33 protein-coding genes and 1 tRNA gene are annotated in these 25,475 nt (G+C 42.6%); 16 read left to right on the forward strand and 18 right to left on the reverse strand.

The window, feature by feature from the left end:
- Window positions 1-25 precede the first annotated feature (25 nt).
- Window positions 26-724 carry a DUF1614 domain-containing protein gene (locus PAP_RS08115; RefSeq protein WP_048165536.1) on the reverse strand — a complete coding sequence of 233 codons (699 nt, stop codon included), beginning with the start codon at window positions 722-724 and terminating at the stop codon, window positions 26-28.
- Window positions 721-1,074 (reverse strand): ASCH domain-containing protein, encoded by a 354-nt coding sequence (locus PAP_RS08120; protein WP_048165537.1) that lies wholly within the window; start codon window positions 1,072-1,074, stop codon window positions 721-723. Before PAP_RS08120 ends, PAP_RS08115 begins: the two co-directional genes overlap by 4 nt.
- A gap of 130 nt (window positions 1,075-1,204) precedes the next feature.
- On the opposite strand from PAP_RS08120, the gene PAP_RS08125 reads away from it, so the two are divergent.
- Genes PAP_RS08125 through mobB form a run of 4 tightly spaced genes read left to right on the forward strand, consistent with a single transcriptional unit; the run spans window position 1,205 to window position 4,534 of the window.
- The gene (locus PAP_RS08125) at window positions 1,205-2,179 is read left to right on the forward strand and encodes an ABC transporter ATP-binding protein (RefSeq protein WP_048165538.1); all 975 of its coding nucleotides are present in this window, start codon (window positions 1,205-1,207) and stop codon (window positions 2,177-2,179) included.
- 8 nt (window positions 2,180-2,187) lie between these two features.
- On the forward strand, window positions 2,188-2,991 hold the full coding sequence (locus PAP_RS08130; protein WP_048165539.1) for an ABC transporter permease: 804 nt from the start codon (window positions 2,188-2,190) through the stop codon (window positions 2,989-2,991).
- Window positions 2,978-3,799 carry an ABC transporter permease gene (locus PAP_RS08135; RefSeq protein ID WP_048165540.1) on the forward strand — a complete coding sequence of 274 codons (822 nt, stop codon included), beginning with the start codon at window positions 2,978-2,980 and terminating at the stop codon, window positions 3,797-3,799. Before PAP_RS08130 ends, PAP_RS08135 begins: the two co-directional genes overlap by 14 nt.
- 9 nt (window positions 3,800-3,808) lie before the next feature.
- A complete protein-coding gene (gene mobB, locus PAP_RS08140) occupies window positions 3,809-4,534 on the forward strand; it encodes a molybdopterin-guanine dinucleotide biosynthesis protein B (RefSeq protein WP_048165541.1) in 726 nt (241 codons plus the stop codon).
- Here mobB and PAP_RS08145 read toward each other — a convergent pair.
- The 3 genes from PAP_RS08145 to PAP_RS08155 all read right to left on the reverse strand — a co-directional run bounded on the left by PAP_RS08145 (window position 4,521) and on the right by PAP_RS08155 (window position 7,215).
- Window positions 4,521-4,919, reverse strand: a complete 399-nt coding sequence (locus PAP_RS08145; RefSeq protein WP_048165542.1) for a M67 family metallopeptidase — start codon at window positions 4,917-4,919, stop codon at window positions 4,521-4,523. The two genes, mobB and PAP_RS08145, sit on opposite strands and share 14 nt — an antisense overlap.
- Before the next feature lie 76 nt (window positions 4,920-4,995).
- Window positions 4,996-5,919, reverse strand: a complete 924-nt coding sequence (locus PAP_RS08150; RefSeq protein ID WP_048165543.1) for a DUF4349 domain-containing protein — start codon at window positions 5,917-5,919, stop codon at window positions 4,996-4,998.
- 84 nt (window positions 5,920-6,003) lie between these two features.
- A complete protein-coding gene (locus PAP_RS08155) occupies window positions 6,004-7,215 on the reverse strand; it encodes a CGP-CTERM-anchored Cys-rich protein (protein ID WP_048165544.1) in 1,212 nt (403 codons plus the stop codon).
- A 233-nt stretch (window positions 7,216-7,448) separates the two neighbouring features.
- Here PAP_RS08155 and PAP_RS08160 point away from each other — a divergent pair, with 233 nt between their 5' ends.
- On the forward strand, window positions 7,449-7,637 hold the full coding sequence (locus tag PAP_RS08160; RefSeq protein WP_048165545.1) for a hypothetical protein: 189 nt from the start codon (window positions 7,449-7,451) through the stop codon (window positions 7,635-7,637).
- Window positions 7,606-8,889, forward strand: a complete 1,284-nt coding sequence (locus PAP_RS08165; RefSeq protein ID WP_084177550.1) for a sodium:solute symporter family protein — start codon at window positions 7,606-7,608, stop codon at window positions 8,887-8,889. The genes PAP_RS08160 and PAP_RS08165 overlap by 32 nt, the downstream gene beginning before the upstream one ends.
- On the opposite strand, the gene PAP_RS08170 is transcribed toward PAP_RS08165, so the two are convergent.
- Together PAP_RS08170 and PAP_RS08175 are read right to left on the reverse strand one after the other, a co-directional pair.
- Window positions 8,886-9,395: a DUF996 domain-containing protein gene (locus PAP_RS08170; RefSeq protein ID WP_048165546.1), complete on the reverse strand. Its 510-nt coding sequence runs from the start codon at window positions 9,393-9,395 to the stop codon at window positions 8,886-8,888. The two genes, PAP_RS08165 and PAP_RS08170, sit on opposite strands and share 4 nt — an antisense overlap.
- A 67-nt stretch (window positions 9,396-9,462) precedes the next feature.
- Complete coding sequence (locus PAP_RS08175) at window positions 9,463-10,164, reverse strand: phosphoglycolate phosphatase (RefSeq protein ID WP_048165547.1); 702 nt, start codon at window positions 10,162-10,164, stop codon at window positions 9,463-9,465.
- A 54-nt stretch (window positions 10,165-10,218) separates the two neighbouring features.
- Here PAP_RS08175 and PAP_RS08180 point away from each other — a divergent pair, with 54 nt between their 5' ends.
- The 3 genes from PAP_RS08180 to cyaB are packed head-to-tail and all read left to right on the forward strand — an operon-like array spanning window position 10,219 to window position 11,716.
- Window positions 10,219-10,617 carry a DUF86 domain-containing protein gene (locus PAP_RS08180; RefSeq protein ID WP_048165548.1) on the forward strand — a complete coding sequence of 133 codons (399 nt, stop codon included), beginning with the start codon at window positions 10,219-10,221 and terminating at the stop codon, window positions 10,615-10,617.
- Entirely contained in the window at window positions 10,614-11,189 is a 576-nt protein-coding gene (locus tag PAP_RS08185; RefSeq protein ID WP_048165549.1) for an archaemetzincin family Zn-dependent metalloprotease, read from the forward strand. The genes PAP_RS08180 and PAP_RS08185 overlap by 4 nt, the downstream gene beginning before the upstream one ends.
- Window positions 11,186-11,716 carry a class IV adenylate cyclase gene (gene cyaB / locus PAP_RS08190; protein WP_048165550.1) on the forward strand — a complete coding sequence of 177 codons (531 nt, stop codon included), beginning with the start codon at window positions 11,186-11,188 and terminating at the stop codon, window positions 11,714-11,716. The genes PAP_RS08185 and cyaB overlap by 4 nt, the downstream gene beginning before the upstream one ends.
- Here the strand turns inward: cyaB and PAP_RS08195 are convergent.
- The 3 genes from PAP_RS08195 to PAP_RS08205 are packed head-to-tail and all read right to left on the reverse strand — an operon-like array spanning window position 11,713 to window position 13,841.
- Complete coding sequence (locus tag PAP_RS08195; RefSeq protein ID WP_048165551.1) at window positions 11,713-12,327, reverse strand: HD domain-containing protein; 615 nt, start codon at window positions 12,325-12,327, stop codon at window positions 11,713-11,715. The genes cyaB and PAP_RS08195 overlap by 4 nt on opposite strands.
- A 13-nt stretch (window positions 12,328-12,340) precedes the next feature.
- Entirely contained in the window at window positions 12,341-13,153 is an 813-nt protein-coding gene (locus PAP_RS08200; protein WP_048165552.1) for a glutamate cyclase domain-containing protein, read from the reverse strand.
- Between the two features lies 1 nt (window position 13,154).
- Window positions 13,155-13,841 (reverse strand): class I SAM-dependent methyltransferase, encoded by a 687-nt coding sequence (locus PAP_RS08205; protein WP_048165553.1) that lies wholly within the window; start codon window positions 13,839-13,841, stop codon window positions 13,155-13,157.
- Between the two features lie 99 nt (window positions 13,842-13,940).
- Between PAP_RS08205 and PAP_RS08210 the strand changes: the two genes are divergently transcribed.
- On the forward strand, window positions 13,941-14,363 hold the full coding sequence (locus PAP_RS08210; protein WP_048165554.1) for a hypothetical protein: 423 nt from the start codon (window positions 13,941-13,943) through the stop codon (window positions 14,361-14,363).
- 74 nt (window positions 14,364-14,437) lie between these two features.
- Window positions 14,438-14,525 (forward strand) — tRNA-Leu (locus PAP_RS08215).
- Window positions 14,526-14,666: 141 nt separating this feature from the next.
- Here PAP_RS08215 and PAP_RS08220 read toward each other — a convergent pair.
- Window positions 14,667-15,374: a M48 family metallopeptidase gene (locus PAP_RS08220; RefSeq protein ID WP_330217304.1), complete on the reverse strand. Its 708-nt coding sequence runs from the start codon at window positions 15,372-15,374 to the stop codon at window positions 14,667-14,669.
- Between the two features lie 74 nt (window positions 15,375-15,448).
- Window positions 15,449-15,823: a BlaI/MecI/CopY family transcriptional regulator gene (locus tag PAP_RS08225; RefSeq protein WP_048165556.1), complete on the reverse strand. Its 375-nt coding sequence runs from the start codon at window positions 15,821-15,823 to the stop codon at window positions 15,449-15,451.
- A 96-nt stretch (window positions 15,824-15,919) separates the two neighbouring features.
- Between PAP_RS08225 and PAP_RS08230 the strand changes: the two genes are divergently transcribed.
- Complete coding sequence (locus PAP_RS08230; RefSeq protein ID WP_048165557.1) at window positions 15,920-16,468, forward strand: deoxycytidylate deaminase; 549 nt, start codon at window positions 15,920-15,922, stop codon at window positions 16,466-16,468.
- Here PAP_RS08230 and PAP_RS08235 read toward each other — a convergent pair.
- The 3 genes from PAP_RS08235 to PAP_RS08245 are packed head-to-tail and all read right to left on the reverse strand — an operon-like array spanning window position 16,465 to window position 18,774.
- The gene (locus PAP_RS08235; RefSeq protein ID WP_048165558.1) at window positions 16,465-16,830 is read right to left on the reverse strand and encodes a DUF2304 domain-containing protein; all 366 of its coding nucleotides are present in this window, start codon (window positions 16,828-16,830) and stop codon (window positions 16,465-16,467) included. The two genes, PAP_RS08230 and PAP_RS08235, sit on opposite strands and share 4 nt — an antisense overlap.
- A 5-nt stretch (window positions 16,831-16,835) precedes the next feature.
- On the reverse strand, window positions 16,836-18,158 hold the full coding sequence (locus tag PAP_RS08240) for an HAD hydrolase-like protein (RefSeq protein ID WP_048165559.1): 1,323 nt from the start codon (window positions 18,156-18,158) through the stop codon (window positions 16,836-16,838).
- Window positions 18,148-18,774, reverse strand: a complete 627-nt coding sequence (locus PAP_RS08245) for an HAD family hydrolase (protein ID WP_052649129.1) — start codon at window positions 18,772-18,774, stop codon at window positions 18,148-18,150. The genes PAP_RS08240 and PAP_RS08245 overlap by 11 nt, the downstream gene beginning before the upstream one ends.
- 53 nt (window positions 18,775-18,827) lie before the next feature.
- Here PAP_RS08245 and PAP_RS08250 point away from each other — a divergent pair, with 53 nt between their 5' ends.
- Entirely contained in the window at window positions 18,828-19,733 is a 906-nt protein-coding gene (locus tag PAP_RS08250; RefSeq protein WP_048165560.1) for an MraY family glycosyltransferase, read from the forward strand.
- Here the strand turns inward: PAP_RS08250 and cas6 are convergent.
- On the reverse strand, window positions 19,669-20,439 hold the full coding sequence (cas6, locus tag PAP_RS08255) for a CRISPR-associated endoribonuclease Cas6 (RefSeq protein ID WP_048165561.1): 771 nt from the start codon (window positions 20,437-20,439) through the stop codon (window positions 19,669-19,671). The two genes, PAP_RS08250 and cas6, sit on opposite strands and share 65 nt — an antisense overlap.
- Window positions 20,440-20,652: 213 nt before the next feature.
- Here cas6 and PAP_RS08260 point away from each other — a divergent pair, with 213 nt between their 5' ends.
- The gene (locus PAP_RS08260) at window positions 20,653-21,852 is read left to right on the forward strand and encodes a proteasome-activating nucleotidase (RefSeq protein ID WP_048165562.1); all 1,200 of its coding nucleotides are present in this window, start codon (window positions 20,653-20,655) and stop codon (window positions 21,850-21,852) included.
- 4 nt (window positions 21,853-21,856) lie between these two features.
- On the opposite strand, the gene PAP_RS08265 is transcribed toward PAP_RS08260, so the two are convergent.
- Window positions 21,857-22,966, reverse strand: a complete 1,110-nt coding sequence (locus tag PAP_RS08265) for an MFS transporter (RefSeq protein ID WP_048165563.1) — start codon at window positions 22,964-22,966, stop codon at window positions 21,857-21,859.
- 92 nt (window positions 22,967-23,058) lie between these two features.
- On the opposite strand from PAP_RS08265, the gene PAP_RS08270 reads away from it, so the two are divergent.
- Window positions 23,059-23,982 carry a serine/threonine-protein kinase RIO2 gene (locus PAP_RS08270; RefSeq protein WP_048165564.1) on the forward strand — a complete coding sequence of 308 codons (924 nt, stop codon included), beginning with the start codon at window positions 23,059-23,061 and terminating at the stop codon, window positions 23,980-23,982.
- Between the two features lie 45 nt (window positions 23,983-24,027).
- Window positions 24,028-24,519 carry a hypothetical protein gene (locus PAP_RS08275; RefSeq protein ID WP_048165565.1) on the forward strand — a complete coding sequence of 164 codons (492 nt, stop codon included), beginning with the start codon at window positions 24,028-24,030 and terminating at the stop codon, window positions 24,517-24,519.
- On the opposite strand, the gene PAP_RS08280 is transcribed toward PAP_RS08275, so the two are convergent.
- Entirely contained in the window at window positions 24,511-25,458 is a 948-nt protein-coding gene (locus PAP_RS08280) for a radical SAM protein (protein WP_048165566.1), read from the reverse strand. The two genes, PAP_RS08275 and PAP_RS08280, sit on opposite strands and share 9 nt — an antisense overlap.
- Window positions 25,459-25,475: the final 17 nt, after the last annotated feature.

Genomic DNA, 25,475 nt, shown 5'->3' on the forward strand with positions numbered 1-25,475 from the left:
CATTTCTCCTAAATCTTCGCTATTTTTACACTAGTAAAACTGCAAGTATTCCCGCTAAGAATATACCGTCGAAAGTTCCTGCACCGCCTATGCTTGCCATTGGAGCCCCGAGCTGTTTTATCTTATCCATATTCATCAAATCAGCGCCAATAAGAACTCCCATCGTTCCGCTCATATATGCAACTAAGGGTTTGTTATCTCCTATTATTAGAGCCAAGGCAATTGCAACGAGTGGAGGAATTAATGTTGGAACAGCTATGCCTAAACCCCTTACAGGCCTTGCAAAGGAGTGAATTATTACACTCGCTATTAATGTTGCCACGAGAGCTTTTGCAAGCAAGGAGTAGTCCTGGATCAAAATCAATCTTAGAACTTCATAGGTAACGATGCTCAGCGGAACTAATGCTCCCCCAACATTAACAGCTATAACCGTTTTCTGCTCCCCCCAATCCACGTAGGGGATAGGATACGTTATTCCAAAGAAGGAAACTTCTTTTACCTTAACTATGGGTCCATAACTAGTTACCTCCGTGATTGGGAGGTTTATGAAGCTCCCTATTAGTGCGGCCCAAAAGAGGGTGTATGCTACAGGGAGAGGCAACCCTAATCGCTGAAATGCTAAAGTTATCGTTCCAGCGAATAGGAAAAAGAGAATTGGGAGTAGCAGCACTAGGAGGAGTAAAAACGGAAGCGCTAATGGCGGGAAGAAGTAACGCCTTCTCATATTTTCAACCTCCTAACGTTGGCCCATATCTGAGCGCCGTTAGCTATCTCGACCTTTTTTGGATTGTCAAACTTTTCGGCATCACTCAAGACCCAAGCATAGAGAGGTTTGCCCTTTGAGTATGATTTTAAAAACTCATAATCAGCTAAGTGTTTGTCCTTATGCTTTACGAGCTCCTCAGCCGTGAAGGGGCCGAGGACGTCGACAAGCCTGACCTTGCCTAAGGCCCTCCTCTTGTTGATTATCAAAATCTCTCCCCTAATTTTGGTGTTCTGCTTTCTAATCTCCCAAATCTTTTTTCCCTCAACAATCCATGTTGCGTAGGGTTCTCTAACAATTAAGCCTCTCATATTATTCACACTTTGATTATTTTTGCCCATGTTTATAAATTCAACTATCTCGATTCATTTTATGTCTTTTGGCTGGTAATGAGCATTAACTTTATAATTTTCAAAGGTAGGAACTACTTAGGGAAAGGTTATGAACGCTGTTGAAGTCAAGAACCTCAAGAAAAGCTATCCCAAAAAGATACCTCTACCATTTAGGAAAGTTGAGTGGCTGGAGGCAGTTAAGGGTATAAGCTTTAATGTCAAGAGAGGTGAACTCTTCGGGTTATTGGGGCCTAACGGGGCAGGCAAAACAACCACAATAAAGATGCTCACCACACTTTTAGAGCCAAGTGATGGAGAGGCTAAAATTTTAGGTCTCGACTTAAAGAGAGATGCAAGGGAGATAAGAAAGCGCATCAATTTGGTTGCTGAAGGTGAAAGAACCCTCTACTGGAGATTGAGTGCCTACGAAAATCTGAAGTACTTCGCAAGGATTTATTATGTTCCAAAGAACAAAGAACAGAAGAGAATTAAAGAGCTTTTGGAATTGGTAGGGCTTTGGGAGCGTAGGAATGATCTGGTTATGGGCTTTTCAAGGGGTATGAAGCAGCGCTTGGCAATTGCAAAGGCACTCATAAACGACCCTGAGGTTCTTTTCCTAGACGAGCCTACCCTAGGACTGGATGTTCAAAGCGCCCTCTTCGTTAGGGAATTCATCCGAAAATTGGTAGATGAGCAGGGAAAGACTGTTCTGCTCACCACGCACTACATGGCTGAAGCCGAGGAGCTGTGCGATAGAATAGCAATCATAGACCATGGCAAAATAATTGCCTTAGACACCCCAGAGAGGTTAAAAAGGTTTGTGAGAGATGAAGACGCCGTTGAAATAAAAGTAAAAGACTTCAATCCCGCTAAGCTCAATGAAAGCCCCTTTAGACTGGCAGTTGTGAAGGAAGACCCTTCACTAAACGTGCTCCTCCTTAGAGGCCAAGTGGATGAAGAAGACCTCCCAAGGCTTGTGGAGTGGCTCGTTAAAAACAATGCTAAAATTTTGAGCGTCGAAGAGAAAGAGCCCACTTTGGAGGATGTCTTCATAAAACTGACCGGGAGAACTATAAGAGATTAGGTGAGAGTATGTCGCTTTTAGCTGTAATTGAAAAGGAACTTAGGATGTTTTTCCGATATCCGCTTAGAGTTGTAAGCTCTGTGGTGGTTGGGATAGTCTTCTTAGTCCAGTTCATATTCTTTGGGCAGGCCGTTTTAGGCGGGCGCTACTCTCAAATGCTCGCCGCCACAACCGGGATGGGGGATTACCCCACCTATGCCCTAATAGGGTATATATTATGGTGGCTCTTCGCTTCCCCTATAGATGCTTATGTATGGGGAGTGAGGAGAGAGCTCCAAAGGGGAACGCTTGAAGTTAATGTTTTGGCCCCTATAAGCATGATAAAGTTCCTGGTGGGGTTAGCGTTAGGGTGGATCGTGATAGACAACGTTTTAATGGGGGTAGTCTTCGTTTTTGGCGTTGTGCTGTTCAAGATCCCCCTGAGTGCGGCTGTGCTCCTAAAGTCTTTTCCAATTTTAGTTTTGGCATTTTTGGCTTTTTTGGGGTTTGGGATGATCTTTGCTGGCATAGTAATGCTCGTAAAACATATCGGGCCGCTGGCACAAATTTTTGAGTTTGGAGTTATGTTCATCGCAGGTGTATTCTTTCCAACGAGCGTCATGCCGCGTGCAGTCCAAGCCTTTGGAAGTGTTATTCCACTAACCCATGCAATATCACTAGTTAGGGGCATATTCATGGGGAAGAGTTACTTTGAAATGATTTCCAGTTTAAGAGCGCTTTTAGTCTTGACAGTGGCTTACTGGTTTATCAGCTACACACTCTTCAAATACAGCGAGAAGCTTACAAGGGTGGTTGGATATGGCGGCTACTGATGAGCTTAGGGCTCTCTGGGGTGTCGTGGTTAAAAATTGGCGCATATTCCTAAGTTATAAGGTGTGGTTCGCAAGCGATATAGCCTTTGGACTCTTCTTTGTTGGACAGGCCCTTCTGATAGGCATAGGGCTCACGGGCGAGCGCAACTCCCAGGCCCTCCAAAACATAACGGGGTACTCCGACTACGTCGCATTCGCTGTTTTGGGCTTCATGGTGTTGAGTTTTGGACTAACTTTTATGGGGGGCTTCGTCTGGAGCGTAGTGGATGAGCTATATGCTGGAACCCTCGAATACAATTTTGCATCGCCGATGAACCGATTAACTTTCTTTCTCGGCAACGTTCTCCTTAGAATAGTGATGAACGGGATTTACTTGGTTTTTTACATGCTCATATTTAAGCTGATCTTCAACATCCAGCTCAACTTTGTGAACTTTGCAAAAGCACTTCCAATTCTGCTCTTGGGCTCCATTGGAATGATAGGCTTTGGATTGGCTGCAGCTGGAATAGTGCTGTACCTGAGAGACCCAGGGCCGTTTATAAACATCCTCGAAATGCTTATCTTCGCATTAAGCGGCGCCATGTATCCAGTGAGCATACTCCCCAAAGGACTCCAAATTCTTGCAAAAGCCTTGCCCTATGCTCCCACCACAGATGCAATCAGGAAAATAGTGGCCTTTGGATACTCTCAGTCTTCTGGAGAGATTTCTTATTTGGTATTCATATCTTCGGTATACGCTTTTATAGGATACATTACATACAAATGGAGCGAGAAACAGGCGAGAACCGTAGGATTAAAGAGCTATTGAGGTGGTGAAATGAGAGCTGTCGCATTTGTTGGGTTTAAGAAAAGCGGAAAGACGACGACAGTTGAGAAAGTAGCGAGAGTATTGAAGGATAGGGGCTACCGCGTTGGCATCGCTAAGAGCATGCACGCTCCTTTTGATAAAGAGGGAAGCGATACACAGAAGTTTTCTCAAGTAGCCGATTATGTCATCGTTAGAGCTCAGGATACGGATGCGCTGCTCTTCAAAGCCAAGGATTTAAACGCTCTCCTTTCCATTGGAGAAGATGTAGACTTCCTCCTCTTAGAGGGGTTCAAAAACGTAAAGCATATGCCAAAGATTATCTGTGCAAAGAGCGAAGAGGAAGTGAGAGAGCTCAACGATGGGTTGGCAATAGCCGTCAGCGGGATCATAGCAAATGAAAAGAGCAGCGAGATCAATGGTCTGCCAATAATAAGCGATGCCGAGGAGCTCGCTAATCTTGTGGAGGAAAAAGCATTCATGCTCCCGAACATAGACTGCCACATGTGCGGCTTTGACTGCTACGGAATGGCAAAGCTAATCGTTAACGGCGAAAAAACGACAAAAGACTGCGTTGTTTTGAGCTCAAAGCCCAAAGTTGTGGTTAAGATAGACGGCAAAGTTTTGCCCATGAAGGACTGGGTGCAGGAGTTAATGGAGAAGACTATTAAGGGAATGCTCTCGGCAATGAAAGGATATAAAGATGGCAAAAAGATAGAAATCATCATACAAGAATGAGCTCTACTTCTTCTATCTCCTCATTTTCGTCTAGCATGAAAGCCCCATAGTTCCCCTTATTATCTACTATAAACCAAGCCACGGGCCAGTTTCTCATTCCCTTAAAGTCCTTCTGGGATGGGAGGGGCTCGCAAAGATGGGAATGAAAGATGCCTACAACATCTAACCCGTTTTCATCAGCCCATTCTAAAACCTTCACCATCTCCTCGGGCTCCATCTCGAATGCCACCGGAGAGTTCAGGCGATTTTTCATGAAAACGACTTTCTTCACAACCGCGGTATCACCTTCAAATACACCAAGCAAAAAGCCGCATATCTCGATTTTGCTCTCGGTAGCTCGTTTTAAAATCTTCTCAACGTGCCCTTCCATAATCCTGAGCTTCATTGCATCACCAAGTTAATTAGGGCATTGGAGTACTTAGGGATAGTGCTTCGAAGATTAAAAGAAAAAGTTTAAACACTTACATCTCTTTTGACTCCTCTTTCTCTTCAGCAGATTTTTTGGGATATCTGTCGTATAGCTTTTTGCCGATAATGAGGAGGACTACGAAAGGCGATGCAATTATGGCCAAAGCTATGAGTCCGTTTATTATTCCTATGAGGATGATTACTGCCTTATAAACCGTCTCCCTGAAGCCAAGCTCCACTTCAAAAACGGGCTTCTCTTTGCTCTCCACCGTCACATGATAGGTTATATAGTCCGTTACTTTCTCATAGTAGTCCTTTTGAAGGTAGAGGTAGTTCAAACGGGAATTTATGCTGCTTATTCTGTTCTCAAGCATCATCAAATCATCAACGTCATTGGACAGGTTGTAGAACCCAAGGAGCTTTGCTTTTTCCGCTTCAAGGCTCTCTATCTCAGCCACTATCTTGTTGTACTGGCTCGTAACATCCTGTGTCTCCAGACGAAGGCTTTTTACATTATATCTCTCAAAAAGTGCACCTATCTTTCCCTCATTTTCGACCGTATTGGGCACTCTAAACTCTAAGTAATACACAACTCTCTCTTCGCTCTTATCCAGGTTCTCGCTTATTACGTATCCGCCAAGAATGGAAACTTCCTTTTTAATCTCAGATGCAACATTAATAGGAGCTTCATCTTGGATTAAGACGTAGTAGTCCTTCTTAAGCCTTTGAGGCACTCCTTGGGCTGTCTGTGTTGTTTGAGCATGGGTGGCGACTGTCGCTGTTTCGGTGTATGTCCCAGCCCTCGTGTATGTAGGTGCAAACCAGCTCCCGCTTTCGGCTTTGGCCGTCTCGTACACCATGTCATAACGTTGATATGACGCTTTACCGCTTATCCTAAAGAAAGTCACAACATAAGCTGTCCCAATTATAAATGCCAGAACCACCAAAAGGCTTACAACCTTCCATCTTCTCTGCATGATATCACCTATTTAAAAATATACGTTTATTACACTTAAGGGTTGTCAAAGCTTCAAAATGGTTTGAAGTGAAAAAAGGAAAAGTCACCGCTTGCGCCTTTTAATTAGAGCAGGCGTTAGAGTAAGGGCTAAAATTAGTGAAGGGCCACATACACCATCGGGAACTGCAGTTGGAGTTGTGCTAGTACTCGAGGTCGTTGGGGTGTCCTTTAAAACTACGCTTCCTTGGGGGAGCTCGTATTTCATGGGCTCCCCTATGCACTTAAGCAGTTTTGGATTTTTGCTCTCATCATAGGGGATCCAAGCGTATTTCCCGCTCTTAGTCTCATACCATCCTATGTGAGAGTTGTAGCCCGCTTTAGCCCTCTCAGCGACACCCACAATGGCATTGATATCCTCTTCGCTTATATTAACCACTCCATTCTCCTTGAGCCACTCGAGCTCCACTCTTAGAGCTTCTTTGAAGTTGAATGTATACTCATCAACAACTCCTACTGGGAAGTTGGTGTATTGGGTTTTAAACGTAGCATTCTTTAAGGCACAGCTTATACCAAGCTCGGAGAAGAGTGTTTCAAGCTCTTTCAAATCATTTTCACTCGGTTTTTCCTTATTGTAAACAGCTACCCAAATAGCTGCACTTGGCATCTTTATGACCTTTTCTGGATCCACTCCGTGCTCCCTCAAGCACTTCTCAAAATCTTGATTGGGCTTCCAAGTGCACACTCCATTCACACAGCCGCAGTTCGTCATGCGAAGACAATCATACCACTCTCTGTAAACGCATATTGAAACTATCTCTTTGGCATTTTCTCTAGTGGTGCATATCTCACCGGAGCACCCTCCCGCTGCGCAGTCGCTATCGCTTTGGCACTCACTTCCCCTTTGAGGCGTTATTTGGACGAGTAGATTTTCCTTCTTAAAGGTATAGTTTCCTTCAATTGTCCACCCAAGTTCATTGAGCTTCCTTAGAGTGTCGTTGGGGATCAGCATAGAAGTTTCAAACTCTGCAAAAGCATAGCTTGAGTTGAAGCTCTTTGCGGGAATTTCTATCCTTATGTGAAGAGCTTCATCCTCTCTCAGAATCACAGCGACTCTTTCGTCATAGTGGGAGCGGTATATGAACGTTCCGTTCTCGACAATTATGTTCTGGGCCCCTTTTAGCATGCTCAGGTTGTAGCTAATACCCGGCTTGTTGAGGTACACCTCCACAGCTAGCATATCGGAAGGGGAAAAGCATGCGCTCATAAAGGGGAGCACCATCAAAAGCAGTATAAGTACCAAAGCTGTTTTCCTCATTTTCCCACCATTCAATACTTGGCTTTCAGGTATATACGCCTATCGACAGCTTTAAATGAAGTTGAAGTGATGCGGAAACCAAAACTTCTACTTTTAGCTAGTGCATTCTTTTAGCTACTATATGTCAAAGACCATTTATCCCCAACTTTTTTGTCATATTGTCAAAAAATTACCCAAAAAAATTAAATAATCTTCAACAAATCAAAGCTTTGATTATCGTGAGGTGCACGAAAATGGACATGGTTGGGGCGACAGTTGTTCTATACATGGGAGCAATGCTTGGAATCTCGGTATATGCAAGGAAGTACATCAAAACCTCGGCCGACTTTTTGGTGGCCGGAAGGAGGCTTGGACTAGTACTAACAACAGCTACTCTCGCAGCCACTCACTATGGTGGTGGCTTTCATCCTAGGAGGAGCTAGCTGGGGAGCCACCTATGGGTTTGGAGGTATTTGGTATGGTTTTGCCTGTGGCTTGGGGCTCTTATTGCTCGGCCTAACATTGGCAAAGCCGATGAGGGCTTTAGCTCTCTACACTGTACCAGATGTTTTGGAAATGCGATATAATAGCAGGGCAATAAGATTCTTAGCAGCGGTGCTCTCACTCCTTGCCCTCGTTGGGATTTTGGGAGCACAAGTATGGGCTGCATCAGCTATCTTTGAGGCTATTGGCCTGCCCGGCACTCTTGGCGCAGTCTTCGCCACGCTAATATTCATAGCCTACACAGCTTTTTCAGGACTGTGGGCAGTTGCTCTAACGGACTTCATCCAAATAATACTTGGAAGCATAGGCGTCTTTGTAGCAGTGGTGCTCGGATTAATAAAAGTTGGAGGCATTGATGGACTCAGACTTGGACTTTCAAAGATGCCCGACTTGCCTCAGACACCTGGGGAGTACTTCAACATAATGTCTCTTGGAATATCCCTCTTTGCTTTGACCTTAATGGCTACAGTAATGTACACATTAATAGGTCAGGACTTTTACCAAAGACTCTTTGCTTCAAAAGACGAAAACACAGCCAAGAGAGGAGCTATCTACAGTGGACTGCTGTTGATGGTGCTCTCATTCCTCCCAGCGCTGGCGGGGATGCTTGCTCTGACGTTATCAAGCGATCCTCAGGCAATAATAACATCCCCCAAAACGGCCGTACCTAAGCTGGTGATAGCGGTATTTGGAAGGGGTATAGGGGCGATATTTGTGGCGGCAATACTGGCGGCCGTAATGAGCACTGCGGATTCACTGCTTTCGGCAGCAACTTCGCACATTGTAAAAGACTTTTACCAGAGCTTTCGGCCTGAAACAGATGACAAAAGGCTTCTAAGACTCTCAATAGGTACAACAATTGGAGTTGGCCTTTTAGCACTGGCAGCCGCTCTTACAATACAAGGCATCGTTGAGTTGCTCATATACTCTTACGATATCTATACCTCGGGTGTCTTTGTTCCCTTGGTACTTGGCATCTACTGGAAGAGGGCAACAAAAGAGGGGGCTTTACTTGGAATGCTCGCGGGTTCACTGACAGCAGTATTGGGCATAAGCGGCATCGTGAGCTTCACCTACTGGGAATACATCTATGTAAGTGGAGCCGTAGTTTCTGCTGTTGTCATGGTGCTGGTCAGCTTAGCGACAAAAGTTAAGCCGGTGGATGAAGAGTTTGAGAAGGCCTTTGCTTAGCCTTCTTCTTCACTTTCTATTTTTATAGGCATCCTTGAAAAGGCAAAAATTAGATGTATTCTCCCTATAAGGGCTAATATCCCACCAATTAGTATGGGCAATGTTAATACTCCATACCAAAGCCACTTTGCAGCATCATAAAACTCCCCCGTGCGTGTTATTTTGTAAATTCCAATCCAAGTTTCTTTTTCAAAGTATACTGTTGCAACAAAGAGACCCCATAAAAAGAGCAGGAATATTAAAGTTTCCCCTGTTGAAAAGTCATCTCTAAGTTTTAGCAAAGCTATAAAAGATGCAATTCCACCAATTCCAATTATAGTTGAGTAGATGAAGTTCTTATATGGCCGTATATCATTGGCAACGTGAGATATGTCCCTTACTGTGAGCAAAAGCAGTATGAAGCCTATAAATTGAAGTAGTCCACCAATAGTTGGTGTTAATATTCCTATAAGCATTAACATGGCTCCCCATTTACCCCTCTCACGAGCTTCCCTTACATACGGCATGACACCACCAAAAGTTATAGAGCATTACTCGTTTAAATAGTTTTTGAATTAATAAGGAAAAGAGGATCTAGATATACCCAAACTTCTCCAGAATATGGAGTATTCCCTCCGCTCCACCCTCACCGTAAGGCTTCTTCGTTATGTAGTCTGCCTTTGCTTTCAATGATTCGGGCGCTTGAGCTACTGCAACTCTATAGCCCACAACGCTAAAGGCATCCAAATCATTCTCCCCATCGCCTATGTGAGCAACTTCGCTCGGCTTAATCCCGAGGATCTCGCAGGCCCTCTTTATGCCTGTGCCCTTGTTCACCCACGGCTGCTTTACATGGATAGCGAAGCCTGAATCAACGGCTACCAAATTCAAACCGAGCTCCTCTATGATGGCCCTTACAACCTCAACTGTGACTGTTCTCCTCAATACCAAACCCGCTTTCCTCTCGCCGTACTTCATTGTGTAGCTCATCTCCGCCTGAGGGTAGCGCTTTTTGAGCTCGCTCCATAAAATAGCGGTCTCTCCCATGTCGCCGAGATAAACGCGGTTGTCCCCCTTGGAGTCGGCTATAACCCCACCGTCCTCCGCTATTATGGGCCCACTCGTGCCTATTAAAATTGAAGCACCCATGGCAAAGCCCGCAGTATTTCCTGTGACAAGCATTACTTTAACACCCAAGCTCTCCGCAAGGCGTATCGCTTTTAGTGCCTCCTCATGCAATCGTCTATCAGGATAGGTAATCGTCCCATCGATATCTGTTGAGATTGCTTTTATCATACTCTCACCCAAAGCTTAATTTTGATGGAAGCTTAATACAATTTTGGTGGTTGAATGATTGCATTAGTGGAAGAGAGCTTAAGGTTAATAGAGAAAAATTTCCCAGAGACTTTTGAGGAGTTCAAATCTCTCGGCTTAGCAAAAGACGGCATGTACAAGCGCTTAGAATTCTCAATTCAGCTCCTCTTGGACGAGCTATCCAAAATAAGGAAAGACCTTTCTGAAGAGCCAGTTTTTAGCTATGGGGATATAATAAAAGAACTCCATGAGAAGGGAGTTCTCAGCGATGATGCCAAGGAGAAAGTGGACTTTCTAATTCAGCTACGTGAGATTTTAATTTACAACTACGATTTGTTGAGCGATGAAATAGCGTTCAGGAACATGAAAGAGTACATAAACACGATTAGAGAGGTTTTAAGTGCTGTAACCACTTATCTGGAGGAGACCAAATGATCGGGATACTCCCTATCGAAGGGAAAGAATTGAATGAAAAGATAATTAAAGAATTGCATAATTACATAAGTGAATACTTCGGCAGGTTTGGGCTCAATGGTGAAGTTCTTCAGAAAGTGAGCATCAGGCCGTTTTTATATGCTTATGATGAGTTTAGAGGACAGTTCCTAGCGAGCGAGATTGCATATAAACTTTCAAAAATCTGCAGAGAGAAGAGACTAACAGCCCTCTTGGGAGTAACGGATGTGGATTTATATGTGCGGGGCTTGAACTTCGTCTTTGGCGTTGCTCTTCCACCTTATAAGAGCGCAATAATTTCCCTTCACAGACTTGACCCCCGCTTTTATGGCGAACCCTTTGATTATGATCTCTTTAAGGAGAGGGCTATAAAGGAAGCAGTGCATGAACTCGGGCATGTCTTTGGATTGGGACACTGTGCAGACCCAAGATGCGTTATGCACTTCTCAAATTCTATTTTAGACACAGATTTTAAGGGAGTAGCTTTCTGCAGGTCATGCGAAGAAAAGATAAAATACAACATTGCCCTATTGAACTTGGAGGGGGATGAATGATTGAAGTAGAGCTTAAAGGCTATGCAAATGAGGAAATCTTTGAGCGCGTTAGGGAAAAGTTTGAGTTTCTCAGAAAGGAGATTCACGAAGACACTTACTATCAGCACCCGTGTAGAGATTTTTCAAAAACGGATGAGGCCCTTAGAGTTAGGATTAAGCGCTTCAACGGACATTTTGAGGCCTTTTTGACGTATAAAGGGCCGAAACTTGATGAGTTCTCGAAAACAAGGAAAGAAATAGAAGTTCCAATCGAGGACCCTGATAAGTACGAGGAAATATTAAAAGAGCTGGGCTTTAAGGAGGTTTTAACTGTTAGGAAGGTCAGGGAGAAATATTTCGTAAAAAAAGGTATTATAATCACCCTTGACGAAATTGAAGAGCTTGGAAAGTTTGTTGAAATTGAAGCAATGGCGCAGGAAGAGGAAGATATCGACAAGCTTGTGAACAGCCTCAAAAAAATTCTAAAAGAGATTGGAATTAAAAAATTCGAGAGAAAGTCCTATTTGGAGCTGCTCCTCGAGCGCTAAATCTCTCCTTCGATTTCCTTTCTTATTCTCTCAACGAACTCCTCGACGTAGCGGTGCCTCTCGAGGGCCATCTTCTTGGCAGTTTCAGTGTACATCAAATCTTTAAGCTTTAGTATCTTTTCCTCAAAATGCTTGAGCGAAGTTTCTATATCTCTACCATGCTCGCCCGAATACATGAAAACCCTTGCAATACCTATAGCACCTATTGCATCGAGCTTATCAGCATCGCTTAGTATTTTGGCCTCCAAAGTTCTGGGCTCTGGTGGGCGGGAAAAACGGTGTGCCTCAATGGCGTGAGCTACTTTCTCAACTTTTGGATAATCGAATTTCGTTAAAAACTTTCTCGCAATTTTTGCACTCTCCTTTGCGTGGTCATCCACTTTCCCTAGGCTCTCCAAAGGGCGCGCGACATCATGGAGAAGCGCTGCCAGTGCTAAAACCTCTAAATCTGCCTCCTCTTCTTTTCCTATATGCATGCAGAGCGCTAGAACTCTCTCTGTATGGCTGAAACCATGCGTCCCTTCGCGTTCAAAAAAGCTCTTTGCAAACTCTTCCACCGTTTTAATTAATTCCAAACTCTGCTTATTTGAGATATAGTTCTCCATTCTCATAGGAACCACCCGTTTAAGGTGAGATTCTATCCACTATTATTTCTTTCAAAAGCTCTACAAACCTCTCGTGAAGGTCAACGCTGAGGCCATCAACACTTAAAGTTTCTTTCTTGAGGACTCCATCTATTAATCCAGCTTTCACAATCGTTTCAAGGTTTTCTCTCTCATCCCATCCTTTGAAAAGATTTTTTCCAAAATCCAGAGATGCTTGAGCTACTAATCCATAAGCGCCCCAGTTTGAAACAGCTGAGAGAACAAGCTCGTCCGTTTCGACAATGCTGGCAATTTTTTCCCCGAGGGGGACGTGTTTTTTGATGAGCCTTCTTACAATCCCCATCCCTACCTCATTGCCGCCATCTCCAATCCCTATCGTAGGGATTCTAAGTTCCCTAGCATCTAAAAAGAGGCCGTCGAAGGGCTTAGCCTTAACTCTATGCCCACTCATTGAGTAATATCCCCAATCTTTAGCCCTTCCAGGCAGTTCTACACTTATCAAAAGGGAGTAGTTCTTCAAAAGGGGAGCATCCGTAAAGCGGACTCCAAAAGGCTTTAACGCTTCTTTAACCTCATTATAAGTTAAAATATCCGCTTTTCCACCCAGCTCTTCAATTGCATTGTAGAGAGCCAAAGCGCCTAATGGTCCATCAGTTTCACAGATATCCAGTGGTGGGATTGGAAAGCCCGTAACAATTAAAACCCTATCATTATGCTCCAAAAGAAGCGAAGACGCCCTATTGAGGAACCTCGGATTGCTCTTCCGGTAGTCTAGATACACATTCAAAATACCACGATTTCCAATATCTGTGTTTATTAGGTGTGCTATCATTTCACTTCCTCCTAAAGACCTCTAAGTAAGAGTTTTCCCTAATCTCTATACTCTTCTCCTTGATGAAGTAGAGCTTTGAGAGCAAATCAACAGCAGTTTTTCCCCAGAGGTTGAACTTTACTTCGAATATTCCTTCGGGGCTCTCAAAGACGGCTATGAAATACTTCTCGTCTTTGTCCTTATATATCCTGTTCACCCAGTACCCATCCGCTATAACCTCACTTCTCTCAAGAAGGGGCAAAACAGCCCGCATATCATTGTAGTTGAGAATAAACTGTCCCCAATGCTTTAAGACACGTTTTATCTCTTTAAAAACTTGATTAAGTTCAGTGGGGGTGAAGTGCACTATGCTATTGCCTAAGAAAACAACGTAATCAAAGCTCTCATCTTTAAAGGGCAGTTCTCTTGCATCACCCTTCACAAACTCGACTTTTGAGTTCTTTTCTTTTGCATATCTCTTAGCTTTTTCCAAGAGAAAGTCGCTTATATCGAGCCCGACTACTTCGTGTCCTAACTCCTCAAAGAAAAACGAAAATCCTCCAACACCGCACGCTAAATCCAAAACTCGGCCTTTTTGCTGAAGTATCTGGGATAGATAGGGAGTGAGCTCTTCCATACGTTTTTTATACTCCGGTGAGTCTATGTCATTGTATGTCTTCGAAAAGATGTAATACTTCTCGAAATCCATGCTAACACCTAAATCATTATCGCAGAACTACTTAAAAATGATTATGGGAAACCAAAGACTTTTAAGATGACGCAACAAAAGTTGGATAGGTGAGAAAAGATGCCAGTATTAGGAATAAACATAAGAAAGATTAGCATTGAAAAAATTAAAGGGCCAACGGCCCAAGTTGAGGTAGATTTGACTCCAAAGATAAAAGAGCTTAGATTGGGAGAGATAAGAACACCCAGTGGAAGAGTCAACGGAATAGAGGTTCTATTTGAATATACAATCACATACAAGCCTGATGTTGCAAGGGCTTTCATTGAGGGACTCGTATTCTATACCCCTAAGAACAAGGAGGATACAGATAAGATCCTCGATACTTGGGAGAATGAAAATAAAGTTGATCCATACCTCTTCGCTGAAGTTGTTAATGCAATAACAAACGAAATCATGCCAACGCTGATGAGCCTCTCAAAGCAGCTCCGTCTACCTTACCCAATTCCTCTCCCAAGGGTTAACGTTAGCGCTAAGAGGGAGTAATCTCCTCTATTTATATTTTATGATGAGTCCAACCGAAAGTTTTTTAACTGTGTGACTTCATCACTATTTCGAGCGCGGGGGTGCCCGAGCCTGGCCAAAGGGGACGGACTTAAGATCCGTTGCCGAAGGGCTACGCGGGTTCGAATCCCGTCCCCCGCACCAAAAAATAGATTCTAAGTTGTAGTCACTCTTCTTCCTGATCGATCCTAAAAGAATCTCCCCAGTTAGGGGCGTAGAAAAAGAAATATGCAAATCCCTATAAATGTCTTTCTCAAAAAACAAAAAATTTTAGAAGAAACGGGATCACTTGAGCTTTCTCATAATCTCCAATGCCCCAACTTCTATTAGTATCTTCCAGATTCTCTCGTCGTAGCTTGGATGAGTCTCCATGAAAGTCCTCTTTTGCTTTCTCTCAATGTTTGGCTCGATTCCAGGTAGGGCGCTTTCTTTAACTTTAATTCTCAGGTCTTCGTAATACTTAATCTCCTCGAGGGCATCTTTTAAATCGAAAGGTCTATCTAAAATATGCAATGCAGCTTCATCCGCTAGAAATTCTCTCTCTTTAAAGAAGCGAAGTCTTTGAGCTTCATATAATCCACAAAGGACTAGTGAGCCCAAAATAGCATGAACATTGGTTGAGAGTAAAAGCAGTAAGGATAGGGTCATCATCCAATACCTTCCATAGGAGACTATTGGAAAGAGCAGAGTATCTTTGTTTTTGATGTGTCCTACTTCATGAGCTGCAACGCCCAAGATCTCATTTTCCTGCAGAACCTCAAACAACCCTAAGGAAAGCACTATCGAATTTCCAAATGAGTAAGCATTTGGTATATAATCCTCCAGAATGTATATCTTTGGGGTCTTGATATTTGCTTTTTTGGCCATTCTTGCAACAGCATCATAAAGCCAGGGCATTTCCTCATATTTCAGCACAGTATGGCCTTTTTTCAAGCTATTTTTTGTTATCCAAAAGTATATTGCCACTAAAACAAGAGTTGAAAGTAGGGTCATAGCTACCCCTAACTTACCAAGATAGAGAAACACCAGCAAAAGTTGTGTGAGTACTATAAGTCTCAACATCTTGATCACTTTTTGATTTTGGACAAGTAGGCAAATGTTGCCTCTTTGAAGTTATTCATTAGTGCATCAAAGATGCTTTCGACGACTTTCTGTTCAAACTCCTCCCTAGTAGTTGTGACTTTATAGACATACCTAAGTCCGCCCCTTCCCTTTCCGACCTCTCTTTCCAAAAGTCCCCTTTCACAGAGGCGGTTCATTAGTATGCTTACTGTTGAGCGCCTTAAATCGGGATATTTGCTTTTTAAGTACTCATAAACTTCACCAGCAGTTGCTACCTTTGCTTCCCACATATATGTCATTATCTCTGCTTCCAGCGGAGGTAAAACGGCTTTTAACCCCTCTTCAGTTAGCTTAAATTCATGGGGCTCTAGTGACTTCATACGTTATCCCTCATTTATTATTTCTCATGTCATTACATAAATCTTATGCCAACAACATTTATAAAATTGAGGTTCTCAATTTCACATGGTGGGCAAATGGTAGAAGTGTTTTTGGATTCTCAAAAGGCGGGGAGAATTAAGAAAATAAGACCAACGAAGGATGAATACTTCATGCTCATAGCAAAGCTTGTAGGGCTTAGGGCTACCTGTCCTCGTTTGAGGGTGGGTGCAGTTGCTGTTAAGGATGGATATATCTTAGCTACTGGATACAATGGAGCGCCTAGGGGTATGGAGCACTGCATCGACGTGGGCTGTCTCATAGTTGACGGCCACTGCCACAGAGCTGTTCATGCGGAGCAAAACGTCATAGCAATGGCCGCCCGCAAGGGGATAAGCCTTGAAGGGGCTACGCTCTATGTTACACATTTTCCCTGCGACACGTGCTTTAAAATAGTGCTGAACGCAGGTATAAAGGAAATAGTCTATGAAGAGATGTATCCAAACGAAGCCACTGAAATCCTGCTTAAAGAGGCGCAAGAAAAAGGAATAGTAAAGATTAGACAATTCAAGCTTTCAAGGGATAGGGTAAAGCTATTCTTGGAGGAGCTCTTTGGGAATGAATTTTGCAAAAAAGAAGAGGATTAATCTTGTTTTTCCAACTTTTTCAGCTTGTCATTAATCTCCTCGAGCTCTATAGCAATCTTTCTCGTTAGTTCAGTTATCTCCCTCTCAGTTTTGTCGATGGCCAAGTACACTCTAAATATCAAAATGTAGCTTAATCCAATAGCCACTGCAAACAGAGAATCTAAGCCCCTGCCCAATCCTAAAATTCTCTTTACTGCCATTGAAATTTCAATAGGAAATGCCGCAACGAGGAGCATTACTACAAGCAGCGTTTCCCAAAAGAGAAAGTCTCTCCAGTCAAATTCTTTCTTTCCGTATTTGCCTAAAACATAGATCATCATAGCTAAAATTATGACTATGGCTATGTATTGAACCGCATACATCTATATCACCTCAGCTTATCAATTAGCAAGTTCAGCGCGATTTTAACACCTTCCAAAACGTTAGTACCTTTCTTGGCCGCATAATCCGTGTAAATCGCTTTTATCGGCACTTCTATGATTTTACATCTGTTTTTACTTACTTCAATTATTATCTCACTCGAAACAGCGTAGCGGTCACAAGTAATCTTTATCTTCGAAGCACACTCTCTGTTGAAGCATCTTAGGCCACTTTGTGAGTCACTAACGTATTTACTCGCAAATAGTGCGGTTATTGAGTCCAAAACGAAATTTCCAAAGCGCTTAACAAAGGGCATCTCGCTTATGTCTCCCTTTAAACGTGAGCCAACTGCAAAGTCTGCTCTTCCCTCTGCAACAGGCTTCATAACCTTTAACGCATCACTAACTAAGTGCTGCCCATCGGCATCGAATGTAATAATTAGTTCAGCGCCTTTCTTTAGGGCATATGCTATTCCCGTCCCAAGGGCGCCACCAAGGCCTCTATTAACAACGTGAGTTAGCACGTGAACACCCTTACTCTTAGCTATTTCGGGGGTTCTGTCATTACTTCCATCGTTTACCACCACTAGGTGCTCCGCTTTAAAGTATGCTTTTAAATCGTCGAGGACTCTCCCGATTGTCTTCTCTTCATTGTATGCTGGAATGACCACATAAGCCTTTAAAAGTCTTTTAAAGAGTGGAATAGCATCTCTAATCGTTGGTACCTCAAAGCTGGGCTCTTCCTCAACGCTGAAACTCATCCTACCGCTCTCGTGAGAAGTTATGAGAATGCTTAAAGTGCCCGCTTTTTTAGCAGGAATGACATCATAGCCATGGTCTCCTATGACTACCGCTTTAGTGGGTGGAACTCCGAAGTGCTCCAAAATCGTTTTAATATGGCCGTCATTCGGCTTTATATCCTCCAGAGGCAAATCATCCCTCGTAACTATTAAGTCAAAGTAATCTTTAATTCCATGCATTTCTAAGGCCAAAATCGTCCCGTTCCTACAGTTTCTTGTCATAATCGCCATTTTTATGTTTTTGCTCTTCAAGAACTCCAAAAGCTCTTTTACACCGTCGAAGATAAAACTCTGCTGTATTCTCCTAATCTCGAGCTCTTCAAGAACTTTTTTCAGCTCATCAACATCCCTTCCCGTCTGCTCAGCTATCCTAAACAGGCTTTCATACATCGGCGTCAAATCGCTTACGACTTCTTTACTTATCCCTAACTGCAACAATCTCTCCTTAAGCTCTTCTTTTATCTGCTGGAAGTTTATGGGTGCTCCGATTAAAGTTCCGTCGAGATCGAATATGGCCAATCTAATGTCCATCTTCTTCACCTATGAGCTTTTTTAGTAGGCTTACTGCTTCCTTTAGGTTTCTAGCGTTGTAGTCCCCTTTAACCTTATCGCCGATTATTATCTTCACACTTTTTACTGGAAGCAAATCTGCTTCACTGTCCCCTATCAAAATAGCCTCTTCTTCTTTAGCTCCAAACTCTTCTAAAAGTTTCAGATAGCACTTTGTGTTGGGCTTCATATCTTCTAGAGCACACTCATCTCTTGTGAGCAGAGCATCAAAATAATCCTTAATCCCATGCTTTTCAAGGGCGTAAAGCACAGCTTTTCTGCAGTTGCCCGTTAAAAGTGCAATTTTAATATTATTCTGCCTTAGAAAATCTAACAACTCTCTGGCTCCTTCGATGAGGTAGCTCTTCTTCATACGCTCAAGCTCTATTTCCTCCGCCGCTCTCTCAACATCCTTTACATCTATGCCAAGCTTTTCTGCTACATTAAAAACACTCTTATATTCGTGCGTGAGCTCTTTAACAATTTTCCACAAATTCCTGCGCTTGAACTCTTCTTTTTTATGCTCTTTTACATCGTAGAATCCAACTTCACTCCCTACTAAAGTGTAGTCAAAATCTAGCACTACTAGCTTTATCATTGCTTTCACCGAAGGGTTTATTTAATGTCGTGCACTTTTTCTTTGAGGGTGTTATGGTGTTGATCCCATTACTTATAGGATTGTTGCTTTCCATCGTACTCACACCTTACATAGCTCAGCTAATGAAAAAAGCAGGGATAGTTGGTAGAGATATTCACAAGAAGGAGAGGCCAGAGGTTGCAGAAATGGGAGGATTGGCTATTTTAATCGCTTTAACTTTGGCTCTCATCCCTATTTTAAACGAAGCTCTTTCCAAAGCCCTTTTGGTCTTTCTCCTCTTTGGCTTGGTCGGCATTCTGGACGATCTAACGGTTTTAAAGCAGTCCCATAAGGTTGTGCTGTCGTTATTAGTTGCCATTCCAGTCATCTTAATTTCAACCGATGCTACGCTAAATCTCTTTGGTATTTCTATAAACCTCGGCTTAGCCTACTACATTTTTGCAGTGCTTTTCATCACGGGTTCCGCGAATTTAGTAAATATGCTTGCTGGATTTAATGGCTTGGAAGTAGGAACTTCGATGATAGCTTTACTATTCCTGGCACTGATTACTACGGGAGATGCTCGGCTTTTGGCATTAGCAGGTGTTGGGACCTCATTAGGCTTTTTATGGTGGAACAAATACCCAGCGAAGATTTTTCCAGGGGATGTGGGAACTCTGAGCTTGGGAGCCCTCATAGGCATGGTTGGTATTCTAGGAAAGGTCGAAGTTTTCACAGCAGTTTTATTAATTCCCCATGCAGTTGACTTTTTGCTCAAAATGAGGATACGCTTTAAAGGAAAAGCTAAAGGAAAAACAGAAGTCTTAGAGGATGGGACTTTAAAAGCTCCGCCCTATCTAAGTTTCCTAGGACTGATAATGAGAGCTAAGAGAGTAAAAGAGTGGCAGCTCGTGGCTATAGTTTGGCTGCTTGAATTTGCTCTGGGGATAGTGGTCTATCTCCTTCATCTATCACTTTAACCATTCCAAAGCCGAACCTCGTTTTGTCTCCAAACCCATTTTCATAGCCAAACTTTGCTATGTCTTTTGAGCCATAGTATCTAAACACCATAAGCGAACCTCTATAGTAAACATCCCGTACCCTTATGCGAACGGGTTTGTGCTTTATGACCTCTATAGTAAACTCCTTGTCCTCAGGCATCTCCCCCACGAGCTCTGAATAACGCATCAGCATTATCTTCCTTAGCTTCTCGTAGAACATCTTGTCGTTTGGATACAGATCCCATATTTTCATTTTGTTATCTTCAAGCTTTATTGTCCGCACCACTATGGGGCTAAGAGTTGATAAAAGCACTCCTTCCTTAAATTCGGGCTCTTTTAAGACTTTTATTCTTTCCACAAAGAACCTTATATCCTCTATCGTCAATATTGGATTATCCATGAATCCCTCGACTATTGATTTTATGACTTCAGGCATGAACGAGGAGACATAAAGGCACACATCGTCGGAGAGTATCTTAATGCCCTTGTCCGGAATCAGTTCTCTAGACCTCACCATAATTCTAGAAAAAGTGAAGTAATCCGAGGGAGTTGTTTTAGTAATTTCCGCCATTTCTGGAGAAGCAAGTTCAATTTTATTAATCAACTGACTGTAAACATCGTAATTGTAGTTAAAAGGCAGTATAGTTCCTTTATTCTCAGGGCGGAACTTGATTTCTATCCTCATATAACCAAACCCTCCTCACTAGCATTATATAATTAAAATGCTCATTATTAATAAACATTTCGTGGAAAATGATATTACAATGAGCGTGTATGAAATAAGAACCAAATATTTATAACATGAGTATCAATTTTAAAGCAGGCGAGTCACAATGAAGATGTTTTTAAGGATAGAGTTAAAAGCCCTTTTACCAAACTATATTATGGAGGTGTGAGAATGTCATTTGAGGATGACGTCAAATTTGAGAGGGAAGAAACTTACGATGATTACGTAATCTACTTAAAGCGTAGAATAAGGCAGCTTGAGCTCCAGGTGAGAACTCTTGAGGCAGATAAAGAGAGATTGGAGAGAGAACTTTCGCGTTTGAGGATGGAAATGTCCAGGATGAAGCAGCCTCCCGCATTTGCAGGGACACTAATAGAAATGCTCGATGATGAGAGAGCAATTGTTCAAAACTTCAATGGTCCACGCTTTGTTGTGAGAATAGCACCATGGATCGAGAGAGAAAAGTTAAAGCCCGGCTCAAGGGTGGCTTTAGACCAAAGAACGATGGCAGTAATTGAGCTCCTTCCTTCACAGAAGGACCCAAGCGTTTTAGGTTTTGAGGTAATTGACAAACCAAGGGTCAGCTACAGCGATATTGGAGGATTGAAGAAGCAGATGCACGAGCTCAGAGAAGCCGTTGAGCTTCCATTGAAGCACCCTGATCTATTTGAAAAAATAGGCATTGACCCACCCAAAGGCGTTTTACTCTATGGTCCGCCAGGATGCGGAAAAACACTCATGGCAAAAGCTGTAGCAAAGGAGGTTAATGCAACCTTCATTAGAGTAGTAGGCAGTGAACTTGTTAGAAAATACATTGGAGAAGGAGCGAGATTAGTCGGAGAACTTTTTGAACTCGCAAGAGAGAAGGCTCCTACAATAATCTTCATTGATGAAATTGATGCAATAGGTGCCAAGAGAATGGACGAAACCACGGGCGGTGAAAGAGAAGTCAATAGAACACTGATGCAGCTGTTAGCAGAGTTGGATGGATTTGACCCAAGAGGCAATGTTAAAGTCATTGCTGCTACAAATAGGCCCGATATTCTTGACCCGGCCCTCTTAAGGCCTGGAAGATTTGATAGGCTAATAGAGGTTCCACTGCCCGATTTCGTTGGAAGGCTTGAGATACTAAAAGTCCACACAAGAAAGATGAATCTCAAAGATGTTGACTTGAAAGCAATAGCTGAGATGACAGATGGAGCAAGTGGTGCTGACCTAAAGGCAATAGTCACGGAGGCAGGAATGTTTGCAATTAGGGCGAGAAGAGGTTATATCAAACACGAAGACTTCATTAAAGCAGTAGAAAAAGTCATTGGTGGAGAGCAAAAGCTTGCCCAACAGATAGCAGCACATGAAGTTATATACGGCTGATCTTTTATTTTTTGTTTTTCTCCAGCCATATTAAGCCAATTGAAATGGTGTACATTAGTGGGATTGTATAGAATGCTTTTTCATAGCCCAATCTATCAATTAAGAGCCCCAAAAAGTAGGGGCCAACAGTTGCACCAAAAAAGCCCATCATGTTAACAAACCCCATAACCGAGCCTCTGTTTTCATCCGACGCAAGCTCTGAGGTATATGCAGTTACAATCGGACCAACGGCATAAAAGAAAATCCCCAAAATTGGAACAATGACAGGTAGGGCTGTTTTGGCCAATGCCAGTGATAAAAGAGCATTAAACATTAAAGCAACCATCATGCTAACTTTTTTGAACCTATCATAGAGTGCTCCACCAATTAAGGATCCAAAGATGCCGACTATAGAAAGTATTGAAAAGTACAATGAAGATTCCTCCAAGCTCCTGCCATTATTAACAAAGAAATCCGGCAAGAACGTTAGTATTCCAAAGAAAGCTGCCAAAACAATGAAATTCATGAGACTTAGCCAAAAAACGTGCTTTGGAATTAGCAACTTCGGATTATCCACCTCATGAACTTCTCCCTTCACAGCTATAATCAGTGCCAAGCCTATTAAAGCACTCATTATTGAGAGGACTAAGAAAGCATAGCGCCATTCTAACGCCAATGCTATCGGAACAACTATCAATGGGGCTATCCCGCTCCCTATAGGCGGTCCAACCATAAAAATACCTAAAGCCGAGCCTTTCTTTCTCCCATAAATTTCGCTAATTAACGCCGTCGCCGGAGCATAATAAAGACCTGCAAAGAAACCATATAGCGCTCTAACGGCCAATAAATGCCAGTAATGCCTCGTAAAGATCATAAATGCGCTCGCTATGGAATATCCGAAAATACTTATAACCACAAGCCGTTTCCTTCCTATCCTATCGCCCATATAACCAGCGGGGACTTGAATTAAGGCGTAGGGCAAAAGTAGAGATGTCATTAAAAGGCCCGCTTGGGCGTTGCTTATACCCAGCTCACTCTTTATAATAGGTATAAGCGGAGGAATTGCCATTCTATGTGCGTAGTTAAATATCCAGCCCAATGAAAGCAGTCCCAGCAGGAAGTGATTTTTCTTCATGTTTTGAGATAATCAGCTAAGCGTTTAAAAACATATCTCCCACCATAGAATTTAAAAGTTGAAGGGTAACTTAAAGCTGGAGAGGGAGGAAAATGGTAAGTAAAATGCTTGCTTTGGATGTTTATCCAAACCTCAAGGACGTTGATTTCAGAGTGTTGAGAGGAGTAGAACTTAATATGCGCTATCATGAGTGGGTTCCCCTTGAGGTCATCGCTAAGTTCGCAAGGATGGATGTGGATAGCGCATCCCATCGCTTGGGAAAGCTCGATAACTGGAAGCTGGTTATTAGGAGGAGCGACATTGGATATATCGGTTATCAGCTTACCATCCACGGCTACGACACTCTAGCCATAAGGACTTTTGCAAGAAAAGGTGTGATCAAGGCTTTGAGCTCAACACAGATAGGGGTTGGCAAAGAAGCTGACGTCTACGTGGCACTAACGCCTCAAGACGATAAAATAGCAGTTAAGTTCAATCGCATTGGATTGAGGACAAGCTTTACAAGGATTAAGCTTTATAGGAGAGAGTTTGTTGATAAGAGGCATATTTCTTGGCTCTACGTTTCTAGATTAGTTGCGGAGAGGGAGTATGAAGCTCTAAGGTTGCTCTCGCCGATAGCAAAAGTTCCAAAGCCCATAGCGTGGAACAGGCATGCAATTGCAATGGAGTTTATTGATGGCGTTGAGCTAGTTGAGCTTAGAGATACAGACCTGACAAAGGAAGAAGCAGGGAATATATTGGATGCGGTTCTTGAAGAGTACAAGAAGATAGTTGAGTTTGGAATAATTCACTCAGATTTAAGTCTCTATAACATTGTCCTAAAAGATAACGGGGACATCTTGATAATCGATTGGCCTCAATACGTAACAACCACATTCCCACAGGCAGAGTACTATCTCGAGAGGGATTTAAGAGTCATTTTGAACGCTTTCGAGAGAAAGTGGAGAGTAAAGAAAAACTGGGAAGACGTTTGGAAAGAGTTTAAAAGTGCTTTTAAAGAAAGCCTCAAAGAGTAAGGCTAATATACTTCAAAAGTGATTTACTCGTAGGAGTGATGAAAAATGGACGCCAACGAAAAACGGAAGTACATCTCTCAACTTTTCAAAGAGGCTTATGAAGCTGTCAACATGAAAGAGCTGGATTTGGCAAAGAAAAAGTTTGATGAAGTACTGGAACTCTCAAAAGAAGAATTTCCAGAGATTTATTTTGAAGCGTGCTTTAGGTTGGGAGATATTTTCTTTGAGCAGGATAACTATAGAGGCTGTGTAAAGTGTGCGCTAATGGCAATAAAACATGCTCCTACTCAAGAACTCTATCTAGTGGGAATAAGCAGGCTTAGGGATATACTTTACATACTGAAGCAACAGGAAGTTCTCAACGTGCTTGCCAATGACATGGATAGTACACTGTCACTACTGAAAGAAAATAAAGAGCTATACGCATTCACCCGTGCATTAATAGAACTCGCAAAAGGGCACAACAAAACCGTAGCAGAACTTACAAGAGATATAAAGACAAAAGAGCTCAAAGAAATTGTAGAGTCTCTATTGTAACATCATTATGCTTTTGCCTACATACTCTTTTTCTGGCTTGGTTGGGAAATTGTAAGGCTCTTTGCTTGGCTTTTCGTTATAGTACGGCCTGTTGCATCCTGGGCATCCGTGGGTCATGAAGGCACTCTCTTTCAAAATCTTCTCCAGATCTTCTTGTTTCATACCAAAACCAACTAAGTTCTCATTTTCATCGAACTCAAAGTCTTCTACCCTCTTAATTCCGCTTTTAATTAAATAGTGGCCAATTTGCAGTTTTCTATACCTCTTCAAGCTTGGAGGTTTATACTTTTCCAATCGTGTGCCCCTAATAGGTGTAAATGCAAACAGGGAAACTTCAGCCCCAATTTTATATGCCCTTTCAACAGTGTCTAAAAACTCCCTGTCTGTCTCTCCGAGCCCAGCTATTAAGTGTATAAACGCATTTCCTCTTCCAAAAACTTCTAAAGTTTCTTCTGCAAATCTCCACATCTCCCCCCAAGAGTAAAGTGACTCTTTTATCTCAGGATATATCCTCTCGCTAGCAGCATCTATCCCAACACCGATATAATCAACCCCAAGCGCTTTAAACTTCTTCAAATATCTCTTATCTACAGGCGTTATGGAAAGCGATATTGGGATTTCAAGAGTGTAGAGCGCACCTAGGAGCGCTAAAACATCTTCTTCCAGACCCTCATAATCTACTGTTTGGAGACATATTCTTGCAAATTTGCCCTCTTTTAATTTTTTCACAACATCTCTAAGCTCAAAAGTTGGCCAAGTAATCCTCGAAAGCTTCTTCAAGTCTGCCCGGCTCTCTCTAGCTTGTGGACAAAATGCACAGTTGTTTATGCATCTATTCTCATGATGAATCATCAGATAGGCTGTTGTGGGTCTTGCAAGCATCTTGGCTTTTATCAGCCCCATTGTGATTGCGGTTCCATAGGATACTCTAATTAACATCCAACCACCACAAAGAA

Origin of the sequence: Palaeococcus pacificus DY20341, from assembly GCF_000725425.1 — an archaeon.
GTDB classification, from domain to species: Archaea; Methanobacteriota_B; Thermococci; order Thermococcales; family Thermococcaceae; genus Palaeococcus; species Palaeococcus pacificus.

Bases quoted from the DNA above. Each gene is read 5' to 3' on its own strand.
- PAP_RS08115 (WP_048165536.1), bottom strand. From the start codon at position 724: ATGAGAAGGCGTTACTTCTTCCCGCCATTAGCGCTTCCGTTTTTACTC.
- PAP_RS08120 (WP_048165537.1), bottom strand. From the start codon at position 1,074: ATGAGAGGCTTAATTGTTAGAGAACCCTACGCAACATGGATTGTTGAG.
- PAP_RS08125 (WP_048165538.1), top strand. From the start codon at position 1,205: ATGAACGCTGTTGAAGTCAAGAACCTCAAGAAAAGCTATCCCAAAAAG.
- PAP_RS08130 (WP_048165539.1), top strand. From the start codon at position 2,188: ATGTCGCTTTTAGCTGTAATTGAAAAGGAACTTAGGATGTTTTTCCGA.
- PAP_RS08135 (WP_048165540.1), top strand. From the start codon at position 2,978: ATGGCGGCTACTGATGAGCTTAGGGCTCTCTGGGGTGTCGTGGTTAAA.
- mobB (WP_048165541.1), top strand. From the start codon at position 3,809: ATGAGAGCTGTCGCATTTGTTGGGTTTAAGAAAAGCGGAAAGACGACG.
- PAP_RS08145 (WP_048165542.1), bottom strand. From the start codon at position 4,919: ATGAAGCTCAGGATTATGGAAGGGCACGTTGAGAAGATTTTAAAACGA.
- PAP_RS08150 (WP_048165543.1), bottom strand. From the start codon at position 5,919: ATGCAGAGAAGATGGAAGGTTGTAAGCCTTTTGGTGGTTCTGGCATTT.
- PAP_RS08155 (WP_048165544.1), bottom strand. From the start codon at position 7,215: ATGAGGAAAACAGCTTTGGTACTTATACTGCTTTTGATGGTGCTCCCC.
- PAP_RS08160 (WP_048165545.1), top strand. From the start codon at position 7,449: ATGGACATGGTTGGGGCGACAGTTGTTCTATACATGGGAGCAATGCTT.
- PAP_RS08165 (WP_084177550.1), top strand. From the start codon at position 7,606: ATGGTGGTGGCTTTCATCCTAGGAGGAGCTAGCTGGGGAGCCACCTAT.
- PAP_RS08170 (WP_048165546.1), bottom strand. From the start codon at position 9,395: ATGCCGTATGTAAGGGAAGCTCGTGAGAGGGGTAAATGGGGAGCCATG.
- PAP_RS08175 (WP_048165547.1), bottom strand. From the start codon at position 10,164: ATGATAAAAGCAATCTCAACAGATATCGATGGGACGATTACCTATCCT.
- PAP_RS08180 (WP_048165548.1), top strand. From the start codon at position 10,219: ATGATTGCATTAGTGGAAGAGAGCTTAAGGTTAATAGAGAAAAATTTC.
- PAP_RS08185 (WP_048165549.1), top strand. From the start codon at position 10,614: ATGATCGGGATACTCCCTATCGAAGGGAAAGAATTGAATGAAAAGATA.
- cyaB (WP_048165550.1), top strand. From the start codon at position 11,186: ATGATTGAAGTAGAGCTTAAAGGCTATGCAAATGAGGAAATCTTTGAG.
- PAP_RS08195 (WP_048165551.1), bottom strand. From the start codon at position 12,327: ATGAGAATGGAGAACTATATCTCAAATAAGCAGAGTTTGGAATTAATT.
- PAP_RS08200 (WP_048165552.1), bottom strand. From the start codon at position 13,153: ATGATAGCACACCTAATAAACACAGATATTGGAAATCGTGGTATTTTG.
- PAP_RS08205 (WP_048165553.1), bottom strand. From the start codon at position 13,841: ATGGATTTCGAGAAGTATTACATCTTTTCGAAGACATACAATGACATA.
- PAP_RS08210 (WP_048165554.1), top strand. From the start codon at position 13,941: ATGCCAGTATTAGGAATAAACATAAGAAAGATTAGCATTGAAAAAATT.
- PAP_RS08220 (WP_330217304.1), bottom strand. From the start codon at position 15,374: ATGACCCTACTTTCAACTCTTGTTTTAGTGGCAATATACTTTTGGATA.
- PAP_RS08225 (WP_048165556.1), bottom strand. From the start codon at position 15,823: ATGAAGTCACTAGAGCCCCATGAATTTAAGCTAACTGAAGAGGGGTTA.
- PAP_RS08230 (WP_048165557.1), top strand. From the start codon at position 15,920: ATGGTAGAAGTGTTTTTGGATTCTCAAAAGGCGGGGAGAATTAAGAAA.
- PAP_RS08235 (WP_048165558.1), bottom strand. From the start codon at position 16,830: ATGTATGCGGTTCAATACATAGCCATAGTCATAATTTTAGCTATGATG.
- PAP_RS08240 (WP_048165559.1), bottom strand. From the start codon at position 18,158: ATGGACATTAGATTGGCCATATTCGATCTCGACGGAACTTTAATCGGA.
- PAP_RS08245 (WP_052649129.1), bottom strand. From the start codon at position 18,774: ATGATAAAGCTAGTAGTGCTAGATTTTGACTACACTTTAGTAGGGAGT.
- PAP_RS08250 (WP_048165560.1), top strand. From the start codon at position 18,828: ATGGTGTTGATCCCATTACTTATAGGATTGTTGCTTTCCATCGTACTC.
- cas6 (WP_048165561.1), bottom strand. From the start codon at position 20,439: ATGAGGATAGAAATCAAGTTCCGCCCTGAGAATAAAGGAACTATACTG.
- PAP_RS08260 (WP_048165562.1), top strand. From the start codon at position 20,653: ATGTCATTTGAGGATGACGTCAAATTTGAGAGGGAAGAAACTTACGAT.
- PAP_RS08265 (WP_048165563.1), bottom strand. From the start codon at position 22,966: ATGAAGAAAAATCACTTCCTGCTGGGACTGCTTTCATTGGGCTGGATA.
- PAP_RS08270 (WP_048165564.1), top strand. From the start codon at position 23,059: ATGGTAAGTAAAATGCTTGCTTTGGATGTTTATCCAAACCTCAAGGAC.
- PAP_RS08275 (WP_048165565.1), top strand. From the start codon at position 24,028: ATGGACGCCAACGAAAAACGGAAGTACATCTCTCAACTTTTCAAAGAG.
- PAP_RS08280 (WP_048165566.1), bottom strand. From the start codon at position 25,458: ATGTTAATTAGAGTATCCTATGGAACCGCAATCACAATGGGGCTGATA.